The 25,615-nt window shown below is 69.6% G+C and carries 25 protein-coding genes and 1 pseudogene; 17 read left to right on the top strand and 9 right to left on the bottom strand.

What is annotated here, in order from left to right; genetic code table 11:
• Positions 1-180: pseudogene (locus HUW62_RS29810) on the bottom strand (hypothetical protein); the annotation flags it as partial.
• Between the two features lie 273 nt (positions 181-453).
• On the opposite strand from HUW62_RS29810, the gene dnaN reads away from it, so the two are divergent.
• Both dnaN and HUW62_RS29800 read left to right on the top strand, forming a co-directional pair.
• Positions 454-1,560, top strand: a complete 1,107-nt coding sequence (gene dnaN / locus HUW62_RS29805; protein WP_163867695.1) for a DNA polymerase III subunit beta — start codon at positions 454-456, stop codon at positions 1,558-1,560.
• A gap of 256 nt (positions 1,561-1,816) precedes the next feature.
• Positions 1,817-3,025, top strand: coding sequence for a hypothetical protein (locus HUW62_RS29800; RefSeq protein WP_176436331.1), 1,209 nt, complete (start codon positions 1,817-1,819; stop codon positions 3,023-3,025).
• Between the two features lie 23 nt (positions 3,026-3,048).
• Here the strand turns inward: HUW62_RS29800 and HUW62_RS29795 are convergent, their stop codons facing one another.
• Both HUW62_RS29795 and HUW62_RS29790 read right to left on the bottom strand, forming a co-directional pair.
• The gene (locus HUW62_RS29795) at positions 3,049-4,311 is read right to left on the bottom strand and encodes a DUF1990 family protein (protein ID WP_176436330.1); all 1,263 of its coding nucleotides are present in this window, start codon (positions 4,309-4,311) and stop codon (positions 3,049-3,051) included.
• Positions 4,304-5,002 carry a DUF1990 family protein gene (locus tag HUW62_RS29790; RefSeq protein ID WP_255203712.1) on the bottom strand — a complete coding sequence of 233 codons (699 nt, stop codon included), beginning with the start codon at positions 5,000-5,002 and terminating at the stop codon, positions 4,304-4,306. Before HUW62_RS29790 ends, HUW62_RS29795 begins: the two co-directional genes overlap by 8 nt.
• Before the next feature lie 65 nt (positions 5,003-5,067).
• On the opposite strand from HUW62_RS29790, the gene HUW62_RS29785 reads away from it, so the two are divergent.
• Positions 5,068-5,358, top strand: coding sequence for a hypothetical protein (locus HUW62_RS29785; RefSeq protein WP_163867692.1), 291 nt, complete (start codon positions 5,068-5,070; stop codon positions 5,356-5,358).
• Between the two features lie 7 nt (positions 5,359-5,365).
• Here the strand turns inward: HUW62_RS29785 and HUW62_RS29780 are convergent, their stop codons facing one another.
• Positions 5,366-6,475, bottom strand: a complete 1,110-nt coding sequence (locus HUW62_RS29780) for a DNA alkylation repair protein (RefSeq protein WP_176436329.1) — start codon at positions 6,473-6,475, stop codon at positions 5,366-5,368.
• Between the two features lie 106 nt (positions 6,476-6,581).
• On the opposite strand from HUW62_RS29780, the gene HUW62_RS29775 reads away from it, so the two are divergent.
• The gene (locus tag HUW62_RS29775; RefSeq protein WP_368670506.1) at positions 6,582-8,633 is read left to right on the top strand and encodes an ATP-binding protein; all 2,052 of its coding nucleotides are present in this window, start codon (positions 6,582-6,584) and stop codon (positions 8,631-8,633) included.
• 104 nt (positions 8,634-8,737) lie between these two features.
• Positions 8,738-9,877, top strand: a complete 1,140-nt coding sequence (locus tag HUW62_RS29770; protein WP_176436328.1) for a DNA replication/repair protein RecF — start codon at positions 8,738-8,740, stop codon at positions 9,875-9,877.
• 4 nt (positions 9,878-9,881) lie between these two features.
• Here the strand turns inward: HUW62_RS29770 and HUW62_RS29765 are convergent, their stop codons facing one another.
• The gene (locus tag HUW62_RS29765; RefSeq protein WP_163867689.1) at positions 9,882-10,280 is read right to left on the bottom strand and encodes a hypothetical protein; all 399 of its coding nucleotides are present in this window, start codon (positions 10,278-10,280) and stop codon (positions 9,882-9,884) included.
• Positions 10,281-10,661: 381 nt separating this feature from the next.
• On the opposite strand from HUW62_RS29765, the gene HUW62_RS29760 reads away from it, so the two are divergent.
• The 8 genes from HUW62_RS29760 (at position 10,662) to HUW62_RS29725 (ending at position 18,047) form a co-directional block, all read left to right on the top strand.
• A complete protein-coding gene (locus HUW62_RS29760) occupies positions 10,662-11,162 on the top strand; it encodes a hypothetical protein (protein WP_163867688.1) in 501 nt (166 codons plus the stop codon).
• A gap of 104 nt (positions 11,163-11,266) precedes the next feature.
• Positions 11,267-11,980, top strand: a complete 714-nt coding sequence (locus HUW62_RS29755; protein ID WP_255203714.1) for an ABC transporter permease — start codon at positions 11,267-11,269, stop codon at positions 11,978-11,980.
• 6 nt (positions 11,981-11,986) lie between these two features.
• Positions 11,987-12,808, top strand: a complete 822-nt coding sequence (locus HUW62_RS29750; protein ID WP_176436326.1) for an ABC transporter ATP-binding protein — start codon at positions 11,987-11,989, stop codon at positions 12,806-12,808.
• Positions 12,805-14,034, top strand: a complete 1,230-nt coding sequence (locus HUW62_RS29745; protein ID WP_176436325.1) for an MlaD family protein — start codon at positions 12,805-12,807, stop codon at positions 14,032-14,034. The genes HUW62_RS29750 and HUW62_RS29745 overlap by 4 nt, the downstream gene beginning before the upstream one ends.
• 78 nt (positions 14,035-14,112) lie before the next feature.
• Positions 14,113-14,847, top strand: coding sequence for a TIGR02269 family lipoprotein (locus HUW62_RS29740; protein WP_163867684.1), 735 nt, complete (start codon positions 14,113-14,115; stop codon positions 14,845-14,847).
• 2 nt (positions 14,848-14,849) lie between these two features.
• Complete coding sequence (locus HUW62_RS29735; protein WP_163867683.1) at positions 14,850-15,563, top strand: double-CXXCG motif protein; 714 nt, start codon at positions 14,850-14,852, stop codon at positions 15,561-15,563.
• A gap of 82 nt (positions 15,564-15,645) precedes the next feature.
• Entirely contained in the window at positions 15,646-17,865 is a 2,220-nt protein-coding gene (locus tag HUW62_RS29730; RefSeq protein ID WP_176436324.1) for a peptidase domain-containing ABC transporter, read from the top strand.
• Positions 17,862-18,047, top strand: coding sequence for a hypothetical protein (locus tag HUW62_RS29725; protein ID WP_163867681.1), 186 nt, complete (start codon positions 17,862-17,864; stop codon positions 18,045-18,047). The genes HUW62_RS29730 and HUW62_RS29725 overlap by 4 nt, the downstream gene beginning before the upstream one ends.
• On the opposite strand, the gene HUW62_RS29720 is transcribed toward HUW62_RS29725, so the two are convergent.
• On the bottom strand, positions 18,033-18,995 hold the full coding sequence (locus HUW62_RS29720; RefSeq protein ID WP_176436323.1) for a RimK family alpha-L-glutamate ligase: 963 nt from the start codon (positions 18,993-18,995) through the stop codon (positions 18,033-18,035). The genes HUW62_RS29725 and HUW62_RS29720 overlap by 15 nt on opposite strands.
• Before the next feature lie 52 nt (positions 18,996-19,047).
• Positions 19,048-19,173: a hypothetical protein gene (locus HUW62_RS49040; RefSeq protein ID WP_255203711.1), complete on the bottom strand. Its 126-nt coding sequence runs from the start codon at positions 19,171-19,173 to the stop codon at positions 19,048-19,050.
• 214 nt (positions 19,174-19,387) lie between these two features.
• On the opposite strand from HUW62_RS49040, the gene HUW62_RS29715 reads away from it, so the two are divergent.
• The 4 genes from HUW62_RS29715 to HUW62_RS29700 all read left to right on the top strand — a co-directional run bounded on the left by HUW62_RS29715 (position 19,388) and on the right by HUW62_RS29700 (position 23,834).
• Entirely contained in the window at positions 19,388-20,299 is a 912-nt protein-coding gene (locus HUW62_RS29715) for a zinc metalloprotease (RefSeq protein WP_163867679.1), read from the top strand.
• Between the two features lie 112 nt (positions 20,300-20,411).
• Positions 20,412-21,707 carry a M20/M25/M40 family metallo-hydrolase gene (locus HUW62_RS29710; RefSeq protein ID WP_163867678.1) on the top strand — a complete coding sequence of 432 codons (1,296 nt, stop codon included), beginning with the start codon at positions 20,412-20,414 and terminating at the stop codon, positions 21,705-21,707.
• 82 nt (positions 21,708-21,789) lie between these two features.
• Positions 21,790-22,950: an alanine--glyoxylate aminotransferase family protein gene (locus HUW62_RS29705; RefSeq protein ID WP_163867677.1), complete on the top strand. Its 1,161-nt coding sequence runs from the start codon at positions 21,790-21,792 to the stop codon at positions 22,948-22,950.
• Between the two features lie 272 nt (positions 22,951-23,222).
• Positions 23,223-23,834 carry a TIGR02265 family protein gene (locus HUW62_RS29700; RefSeq protein ID WP_163867676.1) on the top strand — a complete coding sequence of 204 codons (612 nt, stop codon included), beginning with the start codon at positions 23,223-23,225 and terminating at the stop codon, positions 23,832-23,834.
• 57 nt (positions 23,835-23,891) lie between these two features.
• Here the strand turns inward: HUW62_RS29700 and HUW62_RS29695 are convergent, their stop codons facing one another.
• Together HUW62_RS29695 and HUW62_RS29690 are read right to left on the bottom strand one after the other, a co-directional pair.
• On the bottom strand, positions 23,892-24,617 hold the full coding sequence (locus HUW62_RS29695; RefSeq protein WP_176436322.1) for a ferritin-like domain-containing protein: 726 nt from the start codon (positions 24,615-24,617) through the stop codon (positions 23,892-23,894).
• A gap of 14 nt (positions 24,618-24,631) precedes the next feature.
• On the bottom strand, positions 24,632-25,333 hold the full coding sequence (locus HUW62_RS29690; protein ID WP_176436321.1) for a ferritin-like domain-containing protein: 702 nt from the start codon (positions 25,331-25,333) through the stop codon (positions 24,632-24,634).
• Positions 25,334-25,615: the final 282 nt, after the last annotated feature.

The following is a 25,615-nucleotide window of genomic DNA, read 5'->3' as shown; positions in this document are numbered from 1 at the left end:
GGCGACGGGGGTGCCGCTCTGGTCTCCGCTGGGCGGCGCGGCGTTCTCCGCGGCCGGCCGGGAGTCACCGCTCGGCGTGCCGGGCTCGTTCGAGGGCGTGGAGGAGGAGGCGGACGGCTTGCTGCAGCCGGCGGCGAAGCCCAGCGCGAGGGCGGCGAGCAGAAGCGGGCGGACGTTCATGGGAAGCTCCGGAAGGCGAGTAGACAGGGAGTGTCCATCGCCCACGGGGCAAGGGCCAGTCCCCTGTCAGCTCGGCTGACCGCCAGTCAGTTGGACGGAGGGTGACTGAAACTCCGTACAGCCCGACTGGGAGTGTCCTGGCCGGGCTGTCGGCGGTGCGGACGAGGGCGCGGGCGGGGGCATTGGCGCGTTGACGCTCCCCAGGCCACGGGCTACATCGGCCCCCTGATCGGCCCCCTGGGGCCGGGACCTTTAAGGACGGGACGCCCTCCGATGGAATTCCGCATCGCCGCCGACGAGCTGAAGAAGGCCCTCTACCGCGCCCAGGGCATCGTGGAGCGCAAGACGACGATGCCCATCCTCGCCAACGTGCTCGTCAACGCGACGAAGGGCGGCATCACCGTCACCGCGTTCGATTTGGACATCGGCATCGTCTCCGAGCACCCCGCCGAGGTCATCAAGCCGGGCGCCGTCACGCTCAGCGCCAAGTACGTCTTCGACATCGTCCAGAACCTGCCCGACGCGCAGGTGACGCTGAAGAAGCTGGTCAACAACTACGTGGACATCTCCAGCGGCTCGGCCCACTTCAAGATTGTCGGCATGGCCGCCGAGGAGTACCCGAAGCTGCCCAAGGAGGAGAACGCTCCGCTGGTGCAGGTGGGTGGCAACACGCTCCTGGAGATGATCAAGAAGACCCAGTTCGCCATCTCCAGCGACGAGACGCGCTACATCCTCAACGGCGTCTTCTTCGAGCCGCAGGCCTCCGGCAAGGTCCGCATGGTGGCCACGGACGGTCACCGGCTGTCGCTCATCGAGCGCGAGCTGACGGGCGACTTCAAGCTCAAGAGCGGCGTCATCATCCCTCGCAAGGGGTTGATGGAGCTCAAGCGCCTGTTGGACGAGGCGCCGGACGCGGAGTGCCACCTGGGGTTCGCGGAGAACTCCGCGCTGTTCAAGAAGCCCGGCCTCACGATGGTGATGCGGCTCATCGACGGGCAGTTCCCCGAGTACCAGCGCGTCATCCCCAAGGAGGGCGAGAAGGTGGTTCTCGTCCCCAAGGTGCGCTTCCTGGAGGGGCTCAAGCGCATCGCGCTGTTGTCCGCGGACAAGAGCAACGCCGTGCGCATCGGCCTGGAGACGAACAAGCTGGTCATCACCGCGAGCAACCCGGACCTGGGTGAGGCGCGCGACGTGGTGGAGCTGGCCTACCAGGGCAATGACATCACCGTGGGCTTCAACGCGCGCTACCTCACGGACGTGCTCGCCGTCACGGACACGGACGAGGTGAGCTTCGAGCTGGGTGACGAGCACAGCCCCGGCGTGCTGCACGCGCCCGGTGACCGCACCTTCACCGCGGTCGTCATGCCCATGCGCGTGTGAGTCGTCCGGGGGCCTGCCCCAGGCCCTCCCGCGTCGTCTTCGAGCCCATGCGAGTCCGCGCCACGTCAGGCCGGGTCGCATGGGCTTTTCATTGCCCGAGCCCCTCGCGCAAGTGCCGCCTGGTGGACGGGAAGGCCACCGTTGGAGCGGGGGCCCTGTCGGGTGGAACAGTCATGGGCGACCCATCGTTCACTCTCGCGAGGGCCAATGGGTCCGAGGGCCTGCCGGAAGCGGGGGCCGCTTTTATAGTGAGGGCGTGGCCACGCACCCGGACAACCTGCGCGCACGACTCGAGGACCGCGCGGACCTCCTGGAGGCCACGCGCCTGCGCTACGTGGCCCTGCGAGGGATGCTGGAGGCGTTCTTCTGGAAGGACCGCGTGCGCGCCCACTTCGAGCTCTTGCGCGAGGTGGCGCAGGTGCAGCCGGAGGTGGACGCCACGCTCACCGCGCTGAAGCGCCGCGCCGCCGCGGAGGGCTGGCCGCGCGAGGCCGCGCCCATGAAGCTGATGGCGGAGGTGGAGCGGCTGCGCGCGGCCGTCCAGCACGTGGCGCTGCGGCGGCTGCCGGAGGCGGAGCGCTCGGTGTCGTTGGGCGAGGCGCTGCTGCGGCTGGAGGAGGTGGTGCTGGAGGCGGGGCCGCTGTTGGGCGGACGCACCTGGGCCCGGGCCGTGGAGCTGCTGCCGCGCAACCTGCCGGAGCTGCGCGCCGCGTGCGCCGCCGCCGAGGTGTGTGAGCGCGTCTTCAAGCGCCCCACGCCCGAGGGGGTGTTGCCCTTCAACGAGGCGGAGGCGGAGGAGCTGCGCCGCGCCCTGCCGCTGGCCGAGTCCGCGCTGGCCTCGCTGTGGCAACGCCTGGAGCACTTCGACACCAGCGGGCGGGTGAAGGACTTCCTGGCGCGGCGGGCCTCGCGCGTGCCGTTGCATGTGCCCCGCAGTGGACCGGAGCTGGTGCTGCACGCGGCCTTCTGGCACGGCGTGGCGAGGGCGAGGCTGCGCGCGCTGCTGGAGAACCGCCTGGCGCCTGTCCTCCCGTTGGAGCGGGAGGTGCCGGAGCTGCTGCCGTGGCTGGCCGCGCGTGAGTCGAGCGGTGGGGTCGAGGCGAGGCTCGCTTCGGGCGAGGTCTTCGATGAGGGCCGCGCGGGCCTGCTCGAGCTGGCGGCTGAGCTGGCCACCCTGTCACGTGAGCGGCCCGCTGGAGCCTGGAGCGAGGAGGCCGCGTGGGCGCGCCTGTGGAGCGCGGCGCAGCGGGCACGCGACGAGGGCGGCGCGGACGTGGAGCGGCTGCGCGATGCCTTGCGCCTGTTCAGCATCCTGCACGGCAAGGCGCAGACGCCGGCCCGGCTGTTCCTACCGTCCCGCGCGCAGCCGCGTGCCTCGGAGGACGCGGGGCCGGACATGACGCACGTGAAGGACCTGCCCGCGCTGGTGCAGGCCGCGCGGAACGCGGCCTCTCGCCACGGTTGAGCGAGAGGCCCTGACGTTCCGCTTCAGCTCGCCGTGGCCGTGTCGTCCACGAGGGGCATCAGCCGCGTGGCGAGCGCCGCCAGCAGCGCGTCCTCCGCGAAGGCCGCCACCATGGCGGGGATGTGGAGCTTCCCCGTGGCCAGCTTCCTCAGCGAGTAGAAGGCCCAGGTGGAGGCCACCGCGGCCAGTCCGCCCATCGCCGCCGCGAGCACGACGCGCCGCCGCGTCTGTCCTCCCACCGACGAGGCCGCCGCCATCGTGCCCATGAAGATGCGGCCCGTCATGGGCACCCACTTCACGCGCGCGGGAGTCGTCGGCAGCTTGTCCGCCACCAGCTCGCCCAGCGCGAGCACCTCCAGCACCCGAGGCACCCAGGGCTTCGAAAAGGCGACGGACAACGGGTCCGTCCTCGCCCCCGGCGACTGGGCCAGCTTGCGGCTCACCAGCGTGGGCGCACTCAGACTGCGCATGCCCGCGAGCACTCCCAGCCCCACGGGTGTCAACCAATGTCCTCGTTCCACGGCGTCCACCTCCTCTTCCAGCTGTGACTTCAATCGTCCCGGCGCGCGCTGCGTGTAGAAGCCCACCGGGCCCAGCTCCTCCAACTCGTGTCCGGAGTGGTCCACCCTGCCGTGATGCGCGGGCATGCCCGCGAACTCCGGATGATGCCGCGTCAGCTCGCGCATGCGCGCATGGGTCAGCCGGTGCCAGGCGCGTTGGTAGCGCTTGCCCACGAGCGCGAAGCCCAGGCGGCTCCACGCATTGGGAAACGTCCCGGGCCGCCAGCTCGCCTCGATTTCGAAGCGCACCTCTCCGGTGTCGTGGTGCTTGCGCAAGAGGAACCACTCGCGCCCTTTTTCGAGGTGTCCTTCCAGCGTCACGAAGCCGAAGCCATACGCGCTGCACGTCTCGCCAATCTCCAGGCGCGTGTCGCCCACGCGCACCGCGCACAGGAAGCGCAGCCGCGCGCCCAGGGACTTCAGCTCCAGCAGCACCGTGCGCCCATCCAGCGGCGTGTCGGGGGAGAAGTGCCAGCGGACGATGCGCGGGTCGGAGAAGTCGAAGGTCTCCATCACGCCCCGGGCGCGCTCGAACAGGCCCGTGGGCAACGGCGGGCCCGGCTGCTCGCGGCCCAGCGTGGACACCGAGTGCACCTGGTTCCAGCCCGCCTCCAGCGTCATCTCTCCCGACGCCGCGGTGAAGTTGCGCACCAGCGCGCGCGCCTTCTCCAGCCGGGGGGCCAGCTCGTCATCCGTCCAGCCGGAGAACCAGCGCCACTCAATCATCGGCGTCGTCTCCTCGCGCGAGGAAGGTGGGCCCGGACATCACGTCTCCACCTTGGGGCTCCTCGGCCAGCTCCTGCGTGTCCGCGTGGATGCCGCCCACCACGCCCTCGCCCGCGGAGAGGGCCACGCGCAGGACGAACTCCGTCCAGGTGTTGGTCTGCATCGCCTCGCCCCCGGTGACGAAGCCCCAGTGGTGCATGTGCGAGCCGGAGCGCGCGCGGCTGCGGATGTGGAAGAGCACGTCGCCGTACTCGTTGCGGTACGCGCCGAAGGTGATGCGCCCCGCCTCCGGATGGCCGGGGAGGGTGGCGAGCGTCAGGCTCTGCCGGTCCTTGTGGATGACGCGCACGCCGAACGTCCCCGCGCCGACGATGTGCACGGTGAGCACCTCCCCCTCCTCCAGCGGCTGGTCCTGACGGGACGGGGACGCACGCGTGAAGACACACAGCTCGTCGGGCGCGAACTCGGAGAACCTCCGCGCCACCCAGTCCAGGATGACGGCGGGCCGGTAGCGACAGTGCCGGATGAGGGCCCAGTAGTCGCGTTGCAGGAGCGGGCCCGCGCCCGCCTCGGGAAGCTGGAGTCCTCCCGCTTCTCCGCCCGCCGTGTCCGGTGTGGTGTGGTGGTTCACCCTCTCGCCCTTCGCGTGGTTCGGTCCCACCATGATGGGGACCGCGACGCCGGGAGGCATGGGGCTTTCCCACGAGCGCGCGGGGCGAGCGGCCGAACCGCCTGGCTGCTCGGGGAGGAAGCACGATGAGCCTGGACGTCAACCCCGCGAGTGCCGCGTCGAAGCACGAATACGAGCTGCCCCCCGTGTTGCGCGCGGAGCACACGGACAGCTCGTTCACCCGCCTGCTGGAGCAGCAGGCGGCCAAGATTCCCTCTCACTGGTTCCTCTTCGTCAGCCTGTGCTCGATGGGCGTGTCGCTGAGCCTGGAGCTGATGGGCCGCCAGCAGCCGGCCCGCTTCATCGGCTCCTGGGTGTCGCCACTCCTGGTGATGGGCGTCTACAACAAGCTGGTGAAGCTGCTCGGGCCGCGCTGAGGCGGCCTCACTCCACCACGTCGACTTCGCCCAGCGGCAGGTCCACGCCATTCACCCGCGCCTCGAAGCGGTGCGGGCCCGGGTAGTGGCGGCGCGTGGTGAGCCGCGCCAGTGACACGCGCTTGCCCAGGGTCTCCTCCTGGCCGGGCGAAAGCGTCAGCGCGCGCACCTTGAAGACCTTGGGCTTGGGCGCCTCGCCGCGCGCCTTGAAGAAGTGCACGGCCAGGTCCACCACGAGCGACTGGGTGCGCTTGGAGCGATTGGCCACCACGAAGCGCACGTCCACCGCGCCGCCCAGCTTCGCGCGGCGGGGCAGCTCGGTGACCCGGGCTTCGATTCCGGTGGGCTTTCCCGCGCCCAGCACCTCCAGCGCGGCGGGCTCGCCTCGCTTGACGGCGGAGCGCAGCGCGTGGCGCACCAGCCACTCCCGCTCTGGTGAGGCGTCCTTCAGCCACGCCTTCGCCACCTTCACCAGCACGGCCGGGTGGTCCTTGCCGATGTCGTTGAGGTTGTTGGCCACCGAGCGACGCACGTACAGGTCCACGTCGTCCTTGAGCAGCTCCAACAGCTCCAGCACCGGACGCGGGTCCTCCTGGAAGGCGCGCAGGCGCGAGGCCCACGGCAGGCGCGGACGCGTGCCCTCCGACACGAGCCTGCGCACATGGACGCTCTCGTCCTTCGTCCATTCGCGCAGGCGCTTCAGCGTCTTCTCCGGGTGCCGCTCCAGGAAGGGGCGGATGGAGAACTCCGCCGTGAAGCGCTGGGTGAGCGCGTGCTGGGCCCGCATGGACTCCTCGAAGTGCTCCAGGCCGTGCTCGGACACGAACATCGTGTGGGGGAGGTAGAAGAAGACCTCCATGCCCACCCGGTCCGTGTCCCGCAGCGGGCCCAGTGAGCGCACCACCACCTCCACCGCCTTCGGGTAGTCGCGAGGGAGGGCCCGGTGCATGGCCTGGGAGATGTGCCGCGCGCGGCCGATGAGCTCGTGCCCCTCCAATCCCTGACGTGCCTCCTCGAGGAAGGTGTCGAGGGGGAAGGAGGGCCGGGCCTTGTGCAGCGCGGTGCCCAGCCGCTCCACCAGCCGGGCGTCGAAGAAGGTCTTGAGTGGCTCCGCCATGGGCCGGACCAAAGCCTTTCGTGAAGGGGTCCACAAGCCATGTCCAACCCATGTCCTACCTTTCAGCGCTGCCAGTGAAGTCTGTCTTCTGCTACGCCTGCGGGTCGTGGCGACGCGCAAGGGCCAGGGCCCTCGGGGTGGGAAGTCAGACGTCGAGGCAGGCCGAGGTTCCGGTGGGGGACGCGGCGCGCGCGCGTCCTCGGCCCAGGCCCTCCCGCTGCGCGAGCAATTGGCCTCCGTGACGACGGACCCGCTGGTGTTGCTGGAGGGGTTGTTCCTCCACTCGCCGGTGCCGTACGCCATCTTCGATGCGCGGGGGCACTGCCGGCTGTACAACCCGGCCTACGAGGCGATGTTCGGCTCCATGCCGCCGCCGGAGTACAGCCTCTTTCGCGACGAGCTGGTGGCGAAGATGGGGCTGGACGTGCTGCTGCGCCGGGCCTTCGCGGGCGAGACGGTGCAGACGCCGGTCATCTGGTACGACGTGAAGGAGCTGCGGCACGTCGAGGTGAAGGAGGCGCACCGCATCGCCATCGCCTGCACCTGCTTCCCGCTCGCGTCCTCCGAGGGCGAGGTGAGCCACATCGCCCTGGCCTACAAGGACGTGACGGCGGAGCTGGCCGCGCGCGAGGCGGAGCAACTGGAGCGGCGCAGGCTCTATCAACTGCTCACCCAGGCGCCGGTGGCCATCAACCTGCTGCGCGGTCCGGACCTGCGCTTCGAGTTCGCCAACCCGCTGCTGCTGACGCTGATGGGCGGCCGGGAGCTGGTGGGGCGCACGCTCGTGGAGGCGATTCCAGACATCTCTCCGGAGCTGGTGAGCCTGTACCGAGGGGTGCTGGAGACGGGCGAGCGGGTGGTGGCCCACGAGTATCCGATGGCGCTCGACTACGCGGGCCGGGGGCAGGTGGAGACGCGGTACTGGAACCTGCTCTACGAGCCGCTGCGCGACGAGCGGGGTCGGGTGGACGGGCTGGTGACGTTCGCCTTCGAGGTGACGGAGCAGGTGCTCGCGCGCCAGGCGGTGGAGAGCCAGCACCGGTGGTTGGAGGCGGTGCTGGACTTGATGCCCATGCCGGTGGTGATGGCGGACCCGGGCACCGGGGACCTCACGTTCTCCAACGCGGCGGCGGACCGGCTGCATGGACAGCACATCCCCATGCGGACCCCCGCGTCGGAGTACGGCGAGCTGTTCCACATCACGGACCTGGCGGGCCGGCGGCTGGGCGCGGAGGACATCCCCTCCTCCCGCGCGGCGCGGGGCGAGAAGCTGGAGGGCCTGGAGGTCGTCTGGCACACGCGCGGCGGCGAGTTCGTGCTCAGCATCTCCTCGGAGATGTTGCCCGCGATGCATGGGCATCCCGCGGTGACGGTGCTGCCCTTCCTGGACATCACCCGCCTGAAGACGGTGGAGCAGCGGCTGCAGGAGGCCATCCGCGTGCGCGATGAGTTCCTGTCCGTGGCGAGCCACGAGCTGAAGACACCGCTGACGGTGCTGGGGCTGAGGCTGCAGGCCTTCGCGCGCGCGACGCTGGCGGACCCGGACTCCGCCTGGGCGAAGCGCCATGGCCGCGAGGTGCAGGGGATGTTGCGGCAGGTGATGCGGCTGGCGGACCTGGTGAACGGGCTCTTGGACGTGTCGCGCATCGGCACGGGGCGGCTGCGGTTGGAGTACGAGCCGGTGGACCTGCGCGCGTTGGTGCAGGAGGTGGTGGCGCGCTTCCAGCCGGAGGCGGAGCGGGCGGAGTGCGAGGTGGACGTCTCCGGCGTGGAGTCCGCGATGGGCGCGTGGGACAGGATGCGGCTGGAGCAGGTGGTGACGAACCTGGTGTCCAACGCGCTCAAGTACGGCGCGGGTCGGCCCGTGCGGGTGTCCGTGGAGCTGGAGGCGGAGCGGGCGCTCCTGCGCGTGCGCGACGAGGGCATCGGCATCAGCCCCGAGGCCCAGGTGCGCATCTTCCACAAGTTCGAGCGCGCGGTGTCCGAGCGCAACTACGGAGGCCTGGGCCTGGGCCTGTATGTCGCGCGCACGCTCGTGGAGGCGATGGAGGGCGTCATCCGCGTGGACAGCAAGCCGGGCGAGGGGGCCATCTTCACCGTGGAGCTGCCGCTGCGGCCCTCGGAGCCCGCTGTCGCCGGGAAGAGCCTGGCGTCCTGAAGGACTCCTGCGCGAGCGTGTCTGTGTTTCGCCCGGCCCCTCGGTGAGTGGAGCGCGAGATAACCTCCCCGCACCGGCGCGGAGGCGGATATACGGTGGGGGCCGTGCGCCTCCTCGCACTCCACGTCCAAGACTTCCGCAATCTCGCGCAGGTGACGCTCACGCCCAGCGCCCATGCCACCATCGCCGTGGGGCAGAACGGGCAGGGCAAGACGAACCTGCTCGAGGGGCTCTACTTCCTCGCCACGCTCAAGCCGCTGCGCGCCGGGCGGCTGTCGGAGCTGGTGCGCTGGGGCACCCAGACGGCGCGCGTGTCCGGCCGCTTCCTCCTCAAGGGAGCCGAGCGCGAAATCGCCGTGGAAGTCGGCGGAGGCACCCGGCAGGCCTTCGTGGACGGAAAGAAGGCGGCCAGCCTGGAGGAGTACTTCGGCGGCGTCTCCGTCGTGGCCTTCACCCCGGATGACCTGGAGGTGGTGAAGGGCGGTCCGGACTCACGTCGCGGCTTCCTGGACCGGGCGGTGTTCAACCGCTTCCCCGCGTACCTCCGGGAGAGCCGCGAATACGCGCGCGCGCTGAAGAACCGCAACCGGCTCCTGCGCGAGGGCGGCGCCGCGGACCCGGCCTACCTGGACGCCTACGACGAGACGCTGGCCAAGGCCGGAGCGCGCATCTACGCGCGGCGGCGGGCGTTGATGGCGGAGCTGGCGCCTCGCGCCCAGGCGACCTTCGCCTCGATTGGTCGCACGGTGGAGCCGGCCTCGTATGGCTACCACCCGGCGCACCTGGGCGGGGACTTCGCCACGACGGACGAGGCCTCGCTGGCCCTGGCGCTGCGCGAGTCGCTGGGCGAGCGTCTGCGCAGGGATTTGGACCGGGGCTTCACCTCGGTGGGGCCGCACTCGGACGACGTGACGGTGACGCTGGGCGGGCGCAGCGCGCGGGCCTATGCGAGCCAGGGGCAGCAGCGGGCGCTGGTGCTCGGCTGGAAGATCGCTGAAATCGAAAACCTGGAGACGAGCATGGGCTTCCTGCCGCTGCTCATGCTGGACGACGTGTCGAGCGAGCTGGACCCCGAGCGCAATGCCTACCTGATGGACTACCTGGCGAAGAGTGGCGCGCAGGTGTTCCTGTCCACCACGGATGGCTCGCTGGTGCGCGGGGCCGCGGCGGAGGACACGCTGTGGCTCTCCGTGCATGGCGGGCAGGTGACGACGCGGGACGCGGACGCCCCCGTCGCGGGCTGACGACTCACGGCGCCGAGCGGCGCCGGTGCCAGGGCCAGTGCACGTTCATCCGCCGGGCGTGGTGCTGGTGCTTGGGCGGCAGGTCTTCCTGTCGGACGTGCTCGAAGAAGGCGAAGCGGTACTCGGCCCAGAGCACTCCGAAGGCCACCGCGAACAAGAAGGTCCCCAGGCTCAGCCACCACACGGTGCCGGTGGCCACGGCGATGGTCGCCAGCGCCAGCAGCCCCAGGCTCAGGCCGAGGGAGATTTCGCGCAGCTTCTTCGACTCGCTGAAGGCCATTCCCATGGACACGAGCGCCATGGCCAGCAGCCCTACCGCCACGCCATAGGCCGTGCGCGCGTACAGGCTGGCAATCGACAAGAGGAAGAGGCCGAAGCCGAACACCGCGAGTCCGCCATCCATGTGTCGCCTCCTCGTGTGGGGACTTCTCCCGGATGCGGGAGGAGGGGACGGGCAAGGTCGCCGTGTCCCGGTGGAGTGCTGGTTGGAACATGCGGACGCGAGGGGCGCCAAGGGACTCCCCCTGTGCGCCCGCCCGGTGAAATTGATTGTCGACGGGGCGGACGACCTGCCCTTTTCGTGGCGGGAATGCGCGGCGACAAGGCGATATCGGGTGGCTCGCTCGTGAAACCTGGAAGGTTCAGTGTCGAGCATCCGCCGTCCTGGGGTGGAGGGAGGGGTGGATAGTGGACGTTTTATCGCGCGGAATTTCTTGCGGCGCCGCCCCCGGTGTCGCATGACTCGCCCGCAGGGCCGGAAGTGCTGACGCGAAGAAACGGTGCCATGTCGAGGATGACGCTGCTGCTCGTGTTGCTTGCATCCCTGATGGGCTGCCGCCGCGTGAGCTTCGAGGACTCCGTGTTGTCCAAGCCGGAAGTGCGCTACCGCGTGGGCGAGCTGCCCAAGCACTGGCGCCGGGTCTGGCTGGAGGGCAATGACCTGGCCTTCTCCGAGGAGGGCACGGGCCGCGCGCTCTCCATCAACGCGACGTGCAAGGGGCACGACGACCCGCCGCTCCCGGTGCTCACGCGCCATTTGCTCATGGGCTTCACGGAGCGCCAGGAGCTGACCAGCTTCCTCATCGCGATGGACGGACGCGAAGCGCTGCGCAGCCGCTACCTGGCGAAGATGGACGGGGTGCCCGTGGAGCTGGAGCTGGTGGTGTTGAAGAAGGACAACTGCGTCTTCGACTTCTCCTACGTGGCGCCGCCGGGGCTCGCGGCCGAGCGCATGCCGGACTTCGACGCGCTGCTGGCGGGCTTCGAGTCGGAGCACATCGGATGAGTCCCTCGGCGGAAGTGGAGACGCCGGAGGTGGTGGATGTCGCGGCGCCGGAGCGCCCCGGGGTGGTGGAGCGCGCGAAACAGCGGCTGGAGTCGCTGGGCGCGATGACGCAGATGACGGGGCAGGTGCTCAGCCGCGCGGTGCGGCCGCCCTTCGACCTGGGCTCGCTCATCTTCCAGGTGGAGTCGCTGGGGGTGCGCTCGCTGCCGATTGCACTGCTCACGGCGACGTTCGCCGGGCTCGTCATCTCGTTGCAGTTCGGCTACTTCCTGGCGCGCTTCGGGGTGCAGTACACGGTGGGGCGCGTGGTCGTCCTCACGCTGTTCCGGGAGCTGGCGCCGGTGCTGACGGCGCTCACGGTGGGCGCGCGCCTGGGCAGCGGCATGGCGGCGGAGCTGGGGGCGATGACGGTGACGGAGCAGGTGGACGCCATCCGCGCGCTGGGGGCGGACCCGCTGCGCAAGCTGGTGGTGCCGCGCGTGCTCGCGTGCCTGCTGGTGATGCCGGTGCTCACGGTGTTCGCGGACGTGGTGGGTCTGGTGGCGGGCGCGCTGGTGGTGAACGCGCAGTACGCCATCTCGTTGGACCTGTTCTTCAAGGGCGCGCTGGACGCGGTGTTCATGATGGACTTCGCGTCCGGCGTGTTCAAAGGCGCGGTGTTCGGCTTCATCATCGGGCTGGTGGGCTGCTTCAAGGGCCTGACGGTGGAGGGCGGCACGGAGGGCGTGGGGCGCGCGACGACGCAGACGGTGGCGATCACCTCCGTGGCGGTGTGCCTGGCGGACTTCTTCATCACCAAGGTGACGTTGTACCTGTGACGTGACATGCCCTTCGGCCACCACAAGGAAGCGCCCACCTTCGAGTTCCACCGGCCCACGCCGGGTGAGCAGCTCATCCACTTCGAGCACCTCCAGAAGTCGTTCGGCGCCAAGCGCGTCTATGACGACCTGGAGCTGGACGTGCGGGCGGGGGAGACGCTGGTGGTGCTGGGCGGCTCGGGGACGGGCAAGAGCGTGTTGCTCAAGTGCCTCATCGGGTTGCAGCGGCCGGACGCGGGACGCATCCTCTTCCAGGGCCACGAGGTGACGGGCTTCACGGAAGAGCAGTTCATCCCGGTGCGACGCAACGTGGCGATGGTGTTCCAGGGCGCGGCGCTGTTCGACTCGCTGAGCGTGGGAGAGAACGTGGCGTATCCGCTGCGGGAGCACTTCCCGGACATGCCGATGGACGAGGTGCGGCAGCGGGTGGCGGAGAAGCTGGCGTTGGTGAACCTGCCGGGGACGGAGCGGCTGATGCCGTCGGACCTGTCGGGTGGCATGAAGAAGCGCGTGGGGTTGGCCAGGGCCATCGCCACCAACCCGGAGGTCATCCTCTGGGACGAGCCCACGACGGGGTTGGACCCGGTGACGACGCAGTCCATCAACGCGATGATCAACTCGATGAAGAAGAAGCTCGGCAGCACCTCCATCGTCGTGACGCATGACCTGGTGAGCGCGTTCGCGGTGGGGGACCGGATGGCGATGCTGGCCAACCGGCGCATCGTCCAGGTGGGGACGCCGGACGAGTTCCGACGCTCCAAGGTTCCGGAGGTGCGGGCGTTCCTGGATGCGCGCCGGGTCGAGCTGGAGCCCGGAGGCATGTCATGAGCCTGTTCACGTCCGCGGCGGGCGAGAAGCGGCTGGCGTTGCGCGCGGGGCTGTTCGTGGCCATCGGCCTGGCGGTGGCCGGCGTGGTGGTGTTCTTCATCGGCCAGGAGTCGAGGCTGTTCCAGCGCCATCACTTGTACCGGGCGTACTTCGTCAACGTGCAGGGGTTGAGTGACCAGTCCCCGGTGTGGCTGGGGGGCCTGGAGGTGGGGAAGGTGACGGGCATCTACTTCTCCGAGGACCCGAAGGACCCCAAGCTGGAGGTGCGGCTGCAGGTGTCGGCGAAGTACGCGGACCGCGTGAAGGAGGACTCGCTGGCGCAGCTCACGAGCATGGGCGTGCTGGGGGACAAGGCGGTGGACATCTCGCTGGGCAGTCCCGCGTCGCCGCCGGTGGAGCCGGGCGGGGTGTTGTCGTCCTCCACGAGCGGGGATTTGACCAACCTGCTCAAGAGCGCCAGCGAGGTGATGGACAACTCGGTGGCCATCAGCAAGTCGTTGCTCAAGACGGTGGACGCATACGGAGACCCTCAGCTCGCCACTGACGTGCAGCGGAGCATGGCGGCGCTGCGGGGGGTGTTGGAGCAGGTGCAGAGCGGGGACGGGGTGCTGCATGCGCTCATCTACGACAAGGAGGCGGGGCGCGAGGTGCGCACGCTGATGGCGAGCGCGTCGAGCGCGGCGCAGCGGGTGGACGGCGCGGTGGGGCACGTGGAGGCGCTGTTGCGCGAGGTGCGCACGGGTGACGGCACGGCGCACGCGCTCATCTACGGAGACGAGGGTGCGATTGCGCTGCGCGAGCTGGGCTCGGCGGCGGGGCAATTGGCGGGGTTGATTGAGGACGCGAAGAAGAGCCCGAACGGGGCGGTGCACCAGTTGGTGTACGGCGATGCGAGCGGGATGTTCGCGGACCTGGGCGCCGCGGCGGCGGACCTGAAGAAAATCACGGCGACGGTGGCGAAGGGTGACGGCACGGTGGGCGGGCTCATCAGCGACCCCACCGTCTACGAGGACCTGCGCGAGGTGCTGGGCAACGTGAAGCGCAACCGCATCCTTCGCGCGCTGGTGCGCTTCTCGTTGGACAACAGGAAGGACCTGGACCAGATGGGCAAGGTGCAGCGCGTGGAGCCCAAGGCCGAGGCGCCGAAGCCGGCGGAGCCCGTGCAGCCCGTGGTGGCTCCCGTGCCCGTGGATGCCGCGCCCGCCGTGGTGCCCGCGGCGGAGTAGGGCGAATCCCGCGGCGGCAACGGAGACCACGGACGCGTCAGTCCGGGTTCCTAGTCTTCATGGCCCGAGAGGTCATGAATGCGAAAATGGTCGTTCTTGCTGTGTGGGTGGTTGTTCGCGGCCTGTGCCTCGACGAGCGTCGCATCGCGGCGCTGGGAGGCAGCGGAAGCTCCAGGAGCGGAGTGCGAGGACCCCAGCGCGGACCGGTGCACGACCCTCATCTGTGGCGTAGGGGCCTGCGCCCTCTACTTCTGCGAAGAGGTCCATCCTGGGCGCATCGTGCCGGCGCAGGCAGTGATGCCTGTCCGTCCGCCGGTACGGCCGCCCCCATTGCCACGGACGGGTCGCGGGGCTCCGACGACCTCCCATCCCCAGCGCTACTGGGGAAGCATGCAGGGACTCCCCGAAGGCGCGGAGCCCATCTTCATCATTCCCTGGAATGAGACGAGCGCCGAGTACGCGGCCCGGCTCAGGAAGGAGAACGAGGACGAGCCGACGCGCACGTGGGTCAAGCACCACGTCTTTCCCCAGGCGTTCAAGGAGTGGTTCATCTCCAGGGGAGTCAATATCCATGAATGGACGCTGGTGCTCGACAAGCAGGTTCATCAGAACATCCACCGTGGAGAGCTTGGTGGGCCCTGGAATGCGGAGTGGCGGTACTCCATCCGGAACAATCCGCTGGCGAACCGACAGGCCATCCATCTCTTCGCGGTGCAGATGATCTTCCGATTTGACCTGTCGGGCCCCGTGGTCCCGTACTACAGCAGGAAGTCCATCCCCCTGTTCCCTGTCATAGAAGAGGACATCTACTGACCATGCGGTGGTTCCAGCTCGGTGACGCTCGTCCTTCGCGCTACGCCTGGGAGATTCAGGCGCGGCACCCGTGGCTCCTGCCTGGCATCCACTGCCCCGACTGCGATGAAGTCTGGAGCGGAATCGGCGAGTCGTATCCGAGCGTGGACCTGTCTGATGTGTCGGACCCGGCGCGATTCAGGGCCCGTGTCGAGGAGCGTTTCGAGGAGTTCACGAGACTGCGGGAGTCTGTGCGGCCCCTGGTTCCCGACGGCGCGACACTGACCCCTGGAACGACCTTTGGCACCCTGGTGGGAGGTGGGCGCGGCTCGTTTCCACAGCTCGTGCTGCTGTACCCATGGACGCTGCTCGTGCGTGCCGAGGCGCTAGAGAGGTTGCGTTCCGAAGGCGTACAGGGGCTCCATGGCTGTCGCACGGAGTTGAGGCTCCAGGGCAAGAATCCTCCGGAGTTGTTGGAGCTTCAGGTGGAGCCTCGTGGACTGCTCCATCCGAGCTGTTTTCCCAAGGGGTTGGCTCCTCCGTGTCGGACGTGCGGCAGACTCGCGTTCAGCTTTCCCTCGCGGCCTGTCCTGGATGAAGCCTCGCTGCCGCGGGACCGGGATGTCTTCAGGCTCGCGAACTTCCAGACCATCATCGTGGCGACGGAGCGCTTCATGTCCACGGTGAGCCAGCTTGGCTTGGAGGAAGTGGCGTTCACCGAGGTGCCTACGCGCTGAGCCTTGCGTCCCTGTCTGGACTGCTTGCGTCGTGCCAGGCGGTGACTGGTTGCTCGCCACGCTCCGTGATAGCGATTCCGGTGTGCCTCGCTCCCGGCTCGCCGTCGCCCTGGAACGGTATCCCCTGCGCCACCAGCTCGAGGAGGCCGACTGTGGCCCCGCGTGTCTGGAGATGGTCTCCGCGTACCACGGCGCCACGCACTCGCTCGCCGCGCTCAAGGAACTCGCGCACGTGCAGGTGGTGGGCACCTCGCTGCCGGACCTCGCCAGCGCCGCCGAGCAGGTGGGCTTCAAGGTCCGCGCCTTCCACGTCGAGGACCCTTCTGAACTGGAGGACGAGGAAGGCCAGGCGCTCCTCCCCGGCATCGCCCACTGGGAGGACAACCACTTCGTCGTCCTCTACTCCGTCACTCCCAAGGAGGCCGTCATCGGAGACCCTGCCCAGGGCCTCCGACGCATCCCTCGCGCGAAGCTCGGTGCGCACTGGGACGGAATCCTCCTCTCGCTGGAGCCCACCGAGGCGCTCTTCCGCCCCACACCGCTCTCCGTCACGCCCGTTCCCGCGCGTCGCCTCGGCGCGCTGAGCCGCTTCGGCCGGGGACTGCTGCGCTACCGCCTGCTGTTGTTCCAGGTGTTCGTCACCACCGTGCTCCTCCAGGCCCTGGCGCTCGCGCAGCCCCTGCTCATCCAGGGGCTCGTGGACAAGGCGGTGGGCGGCAGGAACGTGTCTTTGCTCACCGCCATCGGTGTGGGCCTCGGCGTGCTCGTCGTCGCTCAAATCGCAGTGGCCATCGCGCGCGGCGCGGGACTCTTCGTGTTGTCCCGAGGCTTCTCCGCCCTCCTGCTCGCGCGGTTCTGGAAGCGCCTGCTGTCCCTGCCGGTGACGTTCTTCGCGCGGCGCCACCGCGGTGATTTGCTCAAGCGCATCGAGGACCACCAGCGCATCCGCCGCGTCCTCCAGGGCGCGTCGGTGTCCGTGCTGCTCGATTTGGTGATGCTCGTGGGCTACGGCGTCGTGCTCTTCCTCTACGACGCCACCGTGTTCGGCATCTTCGCCGCCTGCGCGACGCTGTATTCGCTGTGGACGCTGGTGCTGATGCCCCGGCGCACCGTGCTGGACCACCAGCGCTTCCGGGTGGCAGCCGAGGCGAGTCGGCTGGAGCTTCAGATGCTCGGCGGCATCCAGACGCTCAAGGCCTGCGGCGCCGAGCGCCAGGTCCGCACGCGCTGGGAGAAGCTCCAGGCTCGCGAGGCCGAGGCCGCGCGCCGCATCTGGCTGCACGACACCGTCCACACCTCCGGCGCGCAGCTCGTCAACCAGGCCATGTACGTGGGCATCCTCGTCTACGAGGCCCACCTCGTGCTCCAGGGGCAGCTCACGCTGGGGCAGATGGTCGCCACGCTCGCCATCCTCGGGCTCGCGCTCGCGCCGATGCAGAACCTGGTGATGTTCATCCACCAGCTCCAGGATGTCGTCATCTCCCTGCGCCGCGTGGACATCGTCTACGAGTCCCAGCCCGAGCTGCACGACGACAGCTCCCCCGTCACCGGCGCGCTCACCCAGGCCCCCGAGCTGCGACTGGACGGCGTCACCTTCCGCTACGGCTCGCCCAACGAGCGGCCCGTGCTGGACAACGTGAGCTTCACCGTGCCGGCGGGGAAGATGACGGCGATTGTCGGTCGCTCGGGCGCGGGCAAGACGACGCTCACCCAGGTGCTCTACGGCCTCTATCGTCCCGAGCAGGGCCGCGTCCTCTACGACGGCCAGCCCCTGGAGACGTTCGAGCCGACCGCGCTGCGCCGCTCGGTGGCCTTCGTCTTCCAAAAGACGGACATCTTTGACGGCACGTTGGCGGAGAACATCGCGCTGGGGGACGAGGCCCCGGACCCGGAGCGCCTGCTGCATGCCGCGCGCACCGCGTGCCTGGACGAACTGCTCGTGCTGCCCAACGGCCTGAAGACGCGGATTGGCGAGGCGGGCGTGCGTCTGTCCGGAGGCGAGGAACAGCGGCTCCAGCTCGCGCGCGCCATCTACAGACAGCCGCGCGTGATGTTCCTCGACGAGGCCACCAGCCACCTGGACGCGGCGCTGGAGCGCGCGATAACCGAGGCCCTCCAGCGAGAGGCGGCGGGGCGCACGCTCGTCGTCGTGGCCCACCGGCTGTCCACCGTGCGTCGCGCGGACAAGATTGTCGTGCTCGACAAGGGCCGTGTCGTCGAGGAGGGCACCCATGACGAGCTGGTGGTGCTGCCGAACGGCCGCTACCGCGCGCTCGTCGAGAACCAGATGGAGCAGCGATGACGCCCGAGCCCAGCCATGACGTGGACGACGTCGACGAGGACCCCGTGATGACGGAGGAGCTGCGCGCGGTGATGCACCCGCGTCCCCACCGGGTGCTGCTGTTCACCGCCGTGCTCGTCGTGGTGCTCGGCGCGCTGGCGTGGATGGCGTCCCGCACGGTGCTCGCATCACTGTGGCGATGAAGCGCGACGCGCGTGCCGGACCAGCGTCCGCGTGAGGTGTCCCGCCACGTCCGTCCCCGCGCCGGCGTCGAACCCCAGGAACATGGGTGAGCCGTTCAGCTCCAGGAACTTGAGCTCCCCATCCATTCCGCGCTTCAGGTCCAGCCCCGTCCACCTCAGGCCCAACACCTCGCACGCCTTCACGCACTGTCGAGCCACCTCCGCCGGCAGCACCACCTGCTCCATCCGCTCCTCGTTCTGACGGAAGTCGAGCGCCGCCGTGACGATGCGCAGGGCCGCGATGACCTCGCCGTCCAGCACGTACACCCGCAAATCCTCTCCGGGCAGCAGCTCCTGGAACGTCACCGGCGCGGCGCCCAGCGCGGCGAGCCGCTCCTCCGTGAGGTCCTCCGGCAGCAGCTCCCGCGTGGCGGCGCCCCCCAGGATGGGCTTGTAGGCCACGCGTCCGCTCGCGGCGAAGCGGCGCACCGCCTCCGCGTCATTCGTCCACAGCGTCCGAGGCACCGGCAACCCCGCGGCCCTCAGCGCGGCGAGCTGCGCCGGCTTGTGCAGCACCCAATCCGCGGAGGGCGGGTTGTACATCGGCACGCCGAGCCGCTCCCACCGACCGATGAGCCCCAGGAGCAGCGCGGCCTTCTCACGGAACGCGGTGAGCGTGGTGCGCCAGTCCTCCGTCATGGCCTCCTCCGCGTCCACCATGAAGGCCAGCGGGTGCGAGTGCAGGCCGCGCAGGTACACGGCGGCGGGCCGTCCCACGGCGCGCCCGTCCACGAGGATTCCGTCCAACTCCTCCGTGAGCGATATCCGCGTCTCGTCGGGGAAGGCCAGCGTGTCGACGATGGCGCTGTCCACGCCCTCCGCGCCCAGGCGCCGCGCCACCTCCCGCACGTGCGCGTCCTCGCGAGAGCCCACCAACACCACCACGCCTGTCCCCGCCGCTTGCGTCATGGTTTGAGAGCGAACCAGATGCCCCGCGAGGCCGCCAGCACCGTGCACCGCGTCAGTCGCGCGTGCCCGAGTCCCCGTCCTTCGTCTCCTCACCCACCATCATCGTCGTCACCTGTCCGGGCCTTGGCTTCTTCGGACCCTCCTCGGCCTGCTCCCGCGCGGGCACCAGGCCCCTCACGAACAGCCCGTGTGAAGCTTTCGCCCTACGCCTCGATGTTTCACTTTGTTTCACGTCGACCTCCTGCGTCGAAGAGTGTGTCGCCACGCGGCAAGACGCCACTGCAACCCCAGACATTGCCCGTTTGACGGGGAGGGGTCCTCTTGACCCGTTTGACGTAAGGGGAATCATTCATAAATATCCCGGTTCCCCCGCATTTTCCGAGGAGTCGGGAATGTCTCGTATCGTTGCTCGTCGTGGCGGCCGTTTCGCGGTTCTCGTCGGCACCATCGCCGCGCTGTCCGGCTGTTCCAGCGCTCCCCCGGAGGCTCAGGGCGAGCCCACGCCTCCCGCGGCGGAGGAGCAGCCCACGCAGCAGGTGCTCAACGCCCGTGGCTGTGGCGTGAACCCGTCCGCCGAGGAGATGGCGGAGATGGAAGGCCGCTTCGCCATGGAGCGCGCCGTGTCTGACTTCGCGCGTGCGAACGGCTCGGTGACCATCCCCACCTACTTCCATGTCATCAACAAGGGCACGGGCGTGGCGAACGGCGACATCACCGCCGCCATGATTACGAACCAGATGAACGTGCTGAACGCCGCGTACGCGAACACGCCGTTCAAGTTCACGCTGACGGCGACGACCCGCACCACCAACACCACCTGGTACAACCTGGCCTCCGGCTCGTCGGCCGAGCGCGCCATGAAGACGGCGCTGCGCACGGGCGGCAAGAACGCGCTCAACATCTACAGCGCGAACCTGAGCGGCGGCCTGCTCGGCTGGGCGACGTTCCCCTCCAGCTACGCCAGCAACCCGTCGATGGACGGCGTCGTGATTCTGTTCTCCAGCGTCCCCGGTGGCAGCGCGTCGCCGTACAACCTGGGCGACACGGGCACGCACGAGGTCGGCCACTGGCTGGGCCTGTACCACACGTTCCAGGGCGGCTGCTCCGGCTCGGGTGACTCGGTCAGCGACACGCCGGCGGAGGCCTCTCCCGCCTACGGCTGCCCCACGGGCCGCAACACCTGCTCCGCCGCGGGCAACGACCCCATCACCAACTTCATGGACTACTCCGACGACTCCTGCATGAACTCGTTCACCGCCGGCCAGTCGGCCCGCATGGACTCGCAGGCCCTCACCTACCGCTGAGGCGGGGTGTTGGACAGTCGTTGACGAAGTCGCGACGCCGGGGCGCTCATCACGCTCCGGCGTCGTCGTTTTCAGTGACTTCCTCAGGAGACCTGGGCTCCAATCCGCGCCCATGCAAGCGCTCGCCCTCCGTGAGGCCCGTTTCCTGGATGTGCTCCGGCGTCTCATCGCCCTGACGCCCAAGCTGCAGAACAACCCGAGCGCGGGGCTGGTGCCGGAAGAACGGCTCGCCGCGCGGGTGGTGCTGGACACGCTGGCGCCGCACATCGCCAGCGGCTTCATCCAGGCCGAGTCCCTGGCCTCCGCCGGCAACGAGTCCCGCCCCAGCCTGGTGCTCACCGTGAAGGGCACGGGCGAGGGCGCGGTGGGCTTCGTGGGCGCGCACTTCGACGTCGTCCCCGCGGACCAGCAGGCCGAGGGCTGGGAGCACAGCCCCTTCCAACTGCACGAGGGGCCGGACGGGCTGCTCTACGGACGCGGCGTCACGGACTGCCTGGGCCACGTCGCGGTGGCGACGGACCTGCTCGCGCAACTGGCGGAGTCGGGCGTGCGTCCGCGCCGCACGTTGAAGGTGGTGCTCATCGCCAACGAGGAGTCGTCGGATTTGCCGGGCCTGGGCCTGGGCTACGTCGCGGAGCAGGGGCGCCTCAAGGACCTGGCCGGGCAGCCGGTGTACTGGCTGGACAGCGCGAACTTCGGCCCCACGCTGGGCACCGCGGGCATCAGCCTGTGGTCGCTGAAAGTCACCGGCGTGGGTGGCCACTCGGGCATGCCGCAGAACTGCGTCAACGCGCTGGAGTTGGCCATGGCGGCGTCGCTGGAGCTGTCGCGCTGGTTCCATGAGCGCTACCCGCCTTCGGACGACGAGAAGCGCTGGGGTTTCCTGGCCACCTCCAGCCTCAAGTCCACCGTGGTGGAGGCCACCAACGCCAAGGAGACGAAGATTCCCTCGGACGTCACCGTGCGCGGCGATATCCGCCTCACGCCGTTCCACGATTTGGCGGAGGTGCGTCGGGCCACCGAGGACTTCATGAAGGACTTGGACGCGCGGCTGGAGCGCGACGACGTGCCGCCGGGTTTCCCGCGCACGCGCACCGCGGATGGCCGGCGCGGCACGCTGTCGCTGCGCTTCGACGGAGGAGGCACCGAGGGCATCGCCTGCAAGCTGGACTCGCCGGGCCTCCAGGCACTGAAGGACGCGATGAAGCAGGTGCGGGGCGTGGACGCGCAGCCCTTCTCGCTCACCGGTTCGCTGCCGCTGGTGAGGGACCTGCAACGTCAGGGCTGCGACGTGCAAATCACGGGCTTTGGAGAGATGAAGTACTACCACGCGCCCAACGAGCAGGCGCACCTCCAGGACTTCCGCCAGGGCTTCTCCATCCTCCGCGAGCTGCTCGAGCGGCTGTGAGTGGGGCGGGCCGGGGTTACAGTGAGACATCCACAGCTTCAGCCCGCGTCGGGCCGGAGCGCTGCCGAGGAGCGGTGACGCCGTGAGAGATTTGCTGATGATTCCGGGGCCGGTGGAGTTCGAGCAGGAGGTGCTTCAGGCGCTCGGCGCCCCCTCCTACGGCCACACGGACCCGGCCTTCATCGCCATCTTCGGCCGCGCGCTGAAGCGGCTCCGCGAGGTGAGCCTCGCCCCCGGCGCGCAGCCCTTCGTCGTCTCCGGCTCCGGCACGCTCGCCATGGAGCTGGCGGTGGCCAACCTGGTGGAGCCGGGTGACGCGGCCCTCGTGGTGAATACTGGTTACTTCAGTGACCGGATGGCGAAAATCCTGGAGCGGCATGGCGCGACGGTGACGCACGTGCGCGCGGCGCCCGGTGACGCGCCGACGGTGGAGGAGGTGGAGGCGCACCTGAAGCGCGGCGGCTTCAAGGTCATGACTGTCACCCACGTGGACACGTCCACCGGCGTGCTGACGCCCGTGGAGGGCCTGTCGCGGGTGGCGCGCGAATTGGGCGTGCTGTCGGTGGTGGACGGCGTGTGCGCCACGGCGGGCGAGGCGTTCCACCAGGACGCGTGGGGCGCGGACGTGTACCTCACCGCGAGCCAGAAGGCGGTGGGTGTGCCGCCAGGGCTGGCGCTGCTCACCGTGGGGCCTCGCGCGCTGGAGGCGTGGCGCAAGCGCCGCGTGCCGGTGGCCAGCGTGTACTCCGACTGGGCGGAGTGGCTGCCCATCATGGAGGCGTACGAGGCGGGCAAGCCGGCCTACTTCGCCACGCCGCCCGTCAACCTCGTGTGCGCGCTGGACGTGAGCCTGGGGCAGATTCTCGCCGAGGGATTGGAGGCCCGCTTCGCCCGACACCAGCGCCTGGCGCGCGCCTTCCGTGCCGCGTGGCGGGGGCTGGGCCTGCGCATGCTGCCGGTGTCCGACGCGGTGACGGCGAACACGCTGAGCGCCGTGTACTACCCGGAGGGCGTGGACGCGTCGCTGGTGGGCCGCGTGAAGGCGGAGGGCGTGGTGGTGGCCGGTGGACTGCACCCCGACCTCAAGACGCGCTACTTCCGCGTGGGCCACATGAACCGCGTCGGCCCCGCGGACCTGCTGACCACCGTGGGAGCCGTGGAGCGCGCCCTGCTCGCGGCCGGACACCGCTGTGAGCCCGGTGCGGGCCTCGCCGCCGCCGAGGCCTCTCTCATCCTTCGATAAGCCCGCACCTCCTGGGTCGCCCGCACCCTGGACGGGGCGTGTCTTCGTGCGTCCTGGGAGGGAAATGTGCCCGAAATACAATGGGTTCGTGTGATGGGTGAACCCTTCCATGGACCCTGGGGTGTGCTGGAACCATTCGACAGGGGTAGAAAAGTATGAGAGGGTTGGCACCTAGGAAGTGGGGGGAAGCCGGCGAAATCTGAAAATCCATCGGAAACGCCGGACGTGTCCCCTGAGTCGAGGCAGCAGTGAGTCCCCTCGGGGAGACGACCATGTACGTGGGTACGGAAGCGAGCAGTGGCGGTGGGGCGGCGTGGGAGCTGGAGCAGCGGCGTCTGTCCGCGACGGACGAGGACCAGGCTCGAGGCATGTTCTTCCAGGGCTCCCTGCACGTCATCGCGTACCTGGGCGGTGACGGCGCGGTGGCGCGGTGCAAGGGCGTGGCGGGGGTGTGGGAAATCAACCCGTTCCACCTGTACTCGGTGTCGCGCTATCTGCGGATGGTGTCCACGGCGGCGCGGCTGTTGGGCCCGCAGCTCAACGGCTTCGAGGGCGTGCTGGGCCGGATGGGCTCGCAGGCGACGAACGACTTCCTGGCGTCGCTGTTCGGCCGGCAGTTGCTGGCGGAAGCGGCGGGCAGTCCGCGCATGTTGCTCGACTCGTTGGGTGACGCGTACCGCATGGCGGTGAGCTACGGCGAGCGGTACCCCTTGTGGACGGGTGAGCGCAGCGCGCGCTTCATCATGCGCCGCGACTTCATGCCGGCGGCGTACCACGAGGGCGTGCTGCGCGGCGCGCTGGAGGCGGTGGGCGCGCGCGATGTGCGGGTGAGCGGGCGGCAGGTGGCGTTGCTGGACAGCGAGTACGAGCTGTCCTGGCGGTAGCAGGGGCTTGCCGCGGCGGCCCGAGACACGGGCGCGCCGCGTGGGAGGTCGAGGGCGTCAGTTCGCGTCGTTGACGGCGAGGAGGGGCTGGGCTTCCAGTCCGCCGCCGCCGCCGAGGCTCTCGGTGGAGGAGACGAAGGGCTGGGGCACCACCCGCGCCGTGTCCAGGGCCGGGGTGACGTCGACCAGGGCTTCGATGAGCGCCTTGAGCACCATGAAGTGCTGCGTGTCCACGCCTTCGATGGAGGCGAGGATGAAGCGGTGGTCGGGTGTCTGGAGGCCCTTGAGGACGCGGTTGAAGGCAATCGCGGCGCGGCGCTCCTCGTTGGCGGCGAGCTTGAGGACGTTGCCGACGGAGGGACGGAAGCCGTGTGGCGGGGTGAACCGCGCTTCATCCTCGCGGACGGCGTTGCCGCCCAGGTTCATCACGGTGGTTGCCAGCAGGGCGGCGTGGGCTTCGTGGTCCTGCTGGAACTCGGTGACGAGCGCGAGCGCGAGCGCGGCGAAGTCCCGTTCCTCCTGGGGGCGCGAGGGAGCGTCGCGCGCGGCGGTGAGGATGACGGCGCTTTGGGCGTAGGCGTCGAGGAGGATGTACTCGGCGGCGAGCAGGGTGTTGAGGGCGCCGGCCTCGCGGGCGCGGTCGACGGGGCTGAGCTGGTGTTGGGAGTTGTCGCGCTCCAGGGTCTCGCAAGCGGGGAGCGTGGAGGCGGCCGTCGCGGCGGCGAGGCCCTGGAGGAACCGGCGGCGGGCGAGGACGGAGTCGGGGTGGTTCTGGGTCTTCATGGGGGTGGGGCTCCTCACCGCGTCACGTCGTAGAAGGGCAGGTCCGTCTCGTCGTCGAGGCCGGGGGCGCCGTCGACGGCGACGGCGAAGGACCTGGGGACGAACCGGGCCGCCACGGCGGTGAGCGCGTCGGCGGGCTGGTTGACGGTGGAGGCGGGGGGCGTGACGAAGCCGCTCGCGGCCAGGTTGAGGACGACGAAGTGCTGGGACTCCACCGCGCCGATGGTGGCGGCCAGCTCCGCGTTGTCCGCGAGCACGAGGGACTTCTGGGCGTCGGTGTAGCTGATGGCGGCGGCCTTCTCCGCGTTGGTGGCCAGGTCGATGACGTTCTTGATGCCGGGCACGAAGTCTGCGGGGACTTGCGCTGCGCCCTCGCCCACGTCGTCGATGCCGGCCAGGCGGGTGATGTAGCGCGCGAGTCGTTCGGCGTGCTCGGTGTGTTGCTGGCGGAAGTGCAGGGCGATGGCCTTGACGATGCCCTGGAAGGGGAAGAGCGGGTCAGCGGGGGTGGCGGCGTCGAGCACGCTGACCGCGGCGTCGTAGGTCTTGATGGCGTTGCGTTCAGCGGTGAGCAGGGCCTTGAGGGGCGCGAGGTCATCCTGGGGAGACAGGGCCAGGGCCGGGGAGGCGCGGGTGAGCAGGCCCGTCGCGAGGCCAAGGCTCGCGGCGGCCGTGGCGCGTCTCAGGGCGGCGCGGCGAGAGAGTTCTTCGGTCATGGGTCCATCCGAGGAGGCGGTCGGAAGTGGTGGATGCCGGGCGCCCCCTGAAGCCCGGCACGGGCGCATACGCCGAAGGTGTGGCGAAGGATTTTCCGGCGCGCGAGGGATTCGCGGATGGCGGCGCCCGCGTGACAGACGGCGCGAGGCCCTTAGGTCCCCGGGGAGGGTCCTCGTTCGTCGGTGGACCGTGTCAACAGATTGGAGTCGGCTCCAGGATGATGGAGTGGGGCGGGGTGGCACCTGGACACTGTCGCGTCACGGGCGGCCGGGGGTGACTCC

This window comes from Myxococcus sp. AM011 (assembly GCF_013372595.1).
GTDB classification, from domain to species: domain Bacteria; phylum Myxococcota; class Myxococcia; order Myxococcales; family Myxococcaceae; genus Myxococcus; species Myxococcus eversor.
This window is presented reverse-complemented; position numbering and strand designations above follow the sequence as displayed.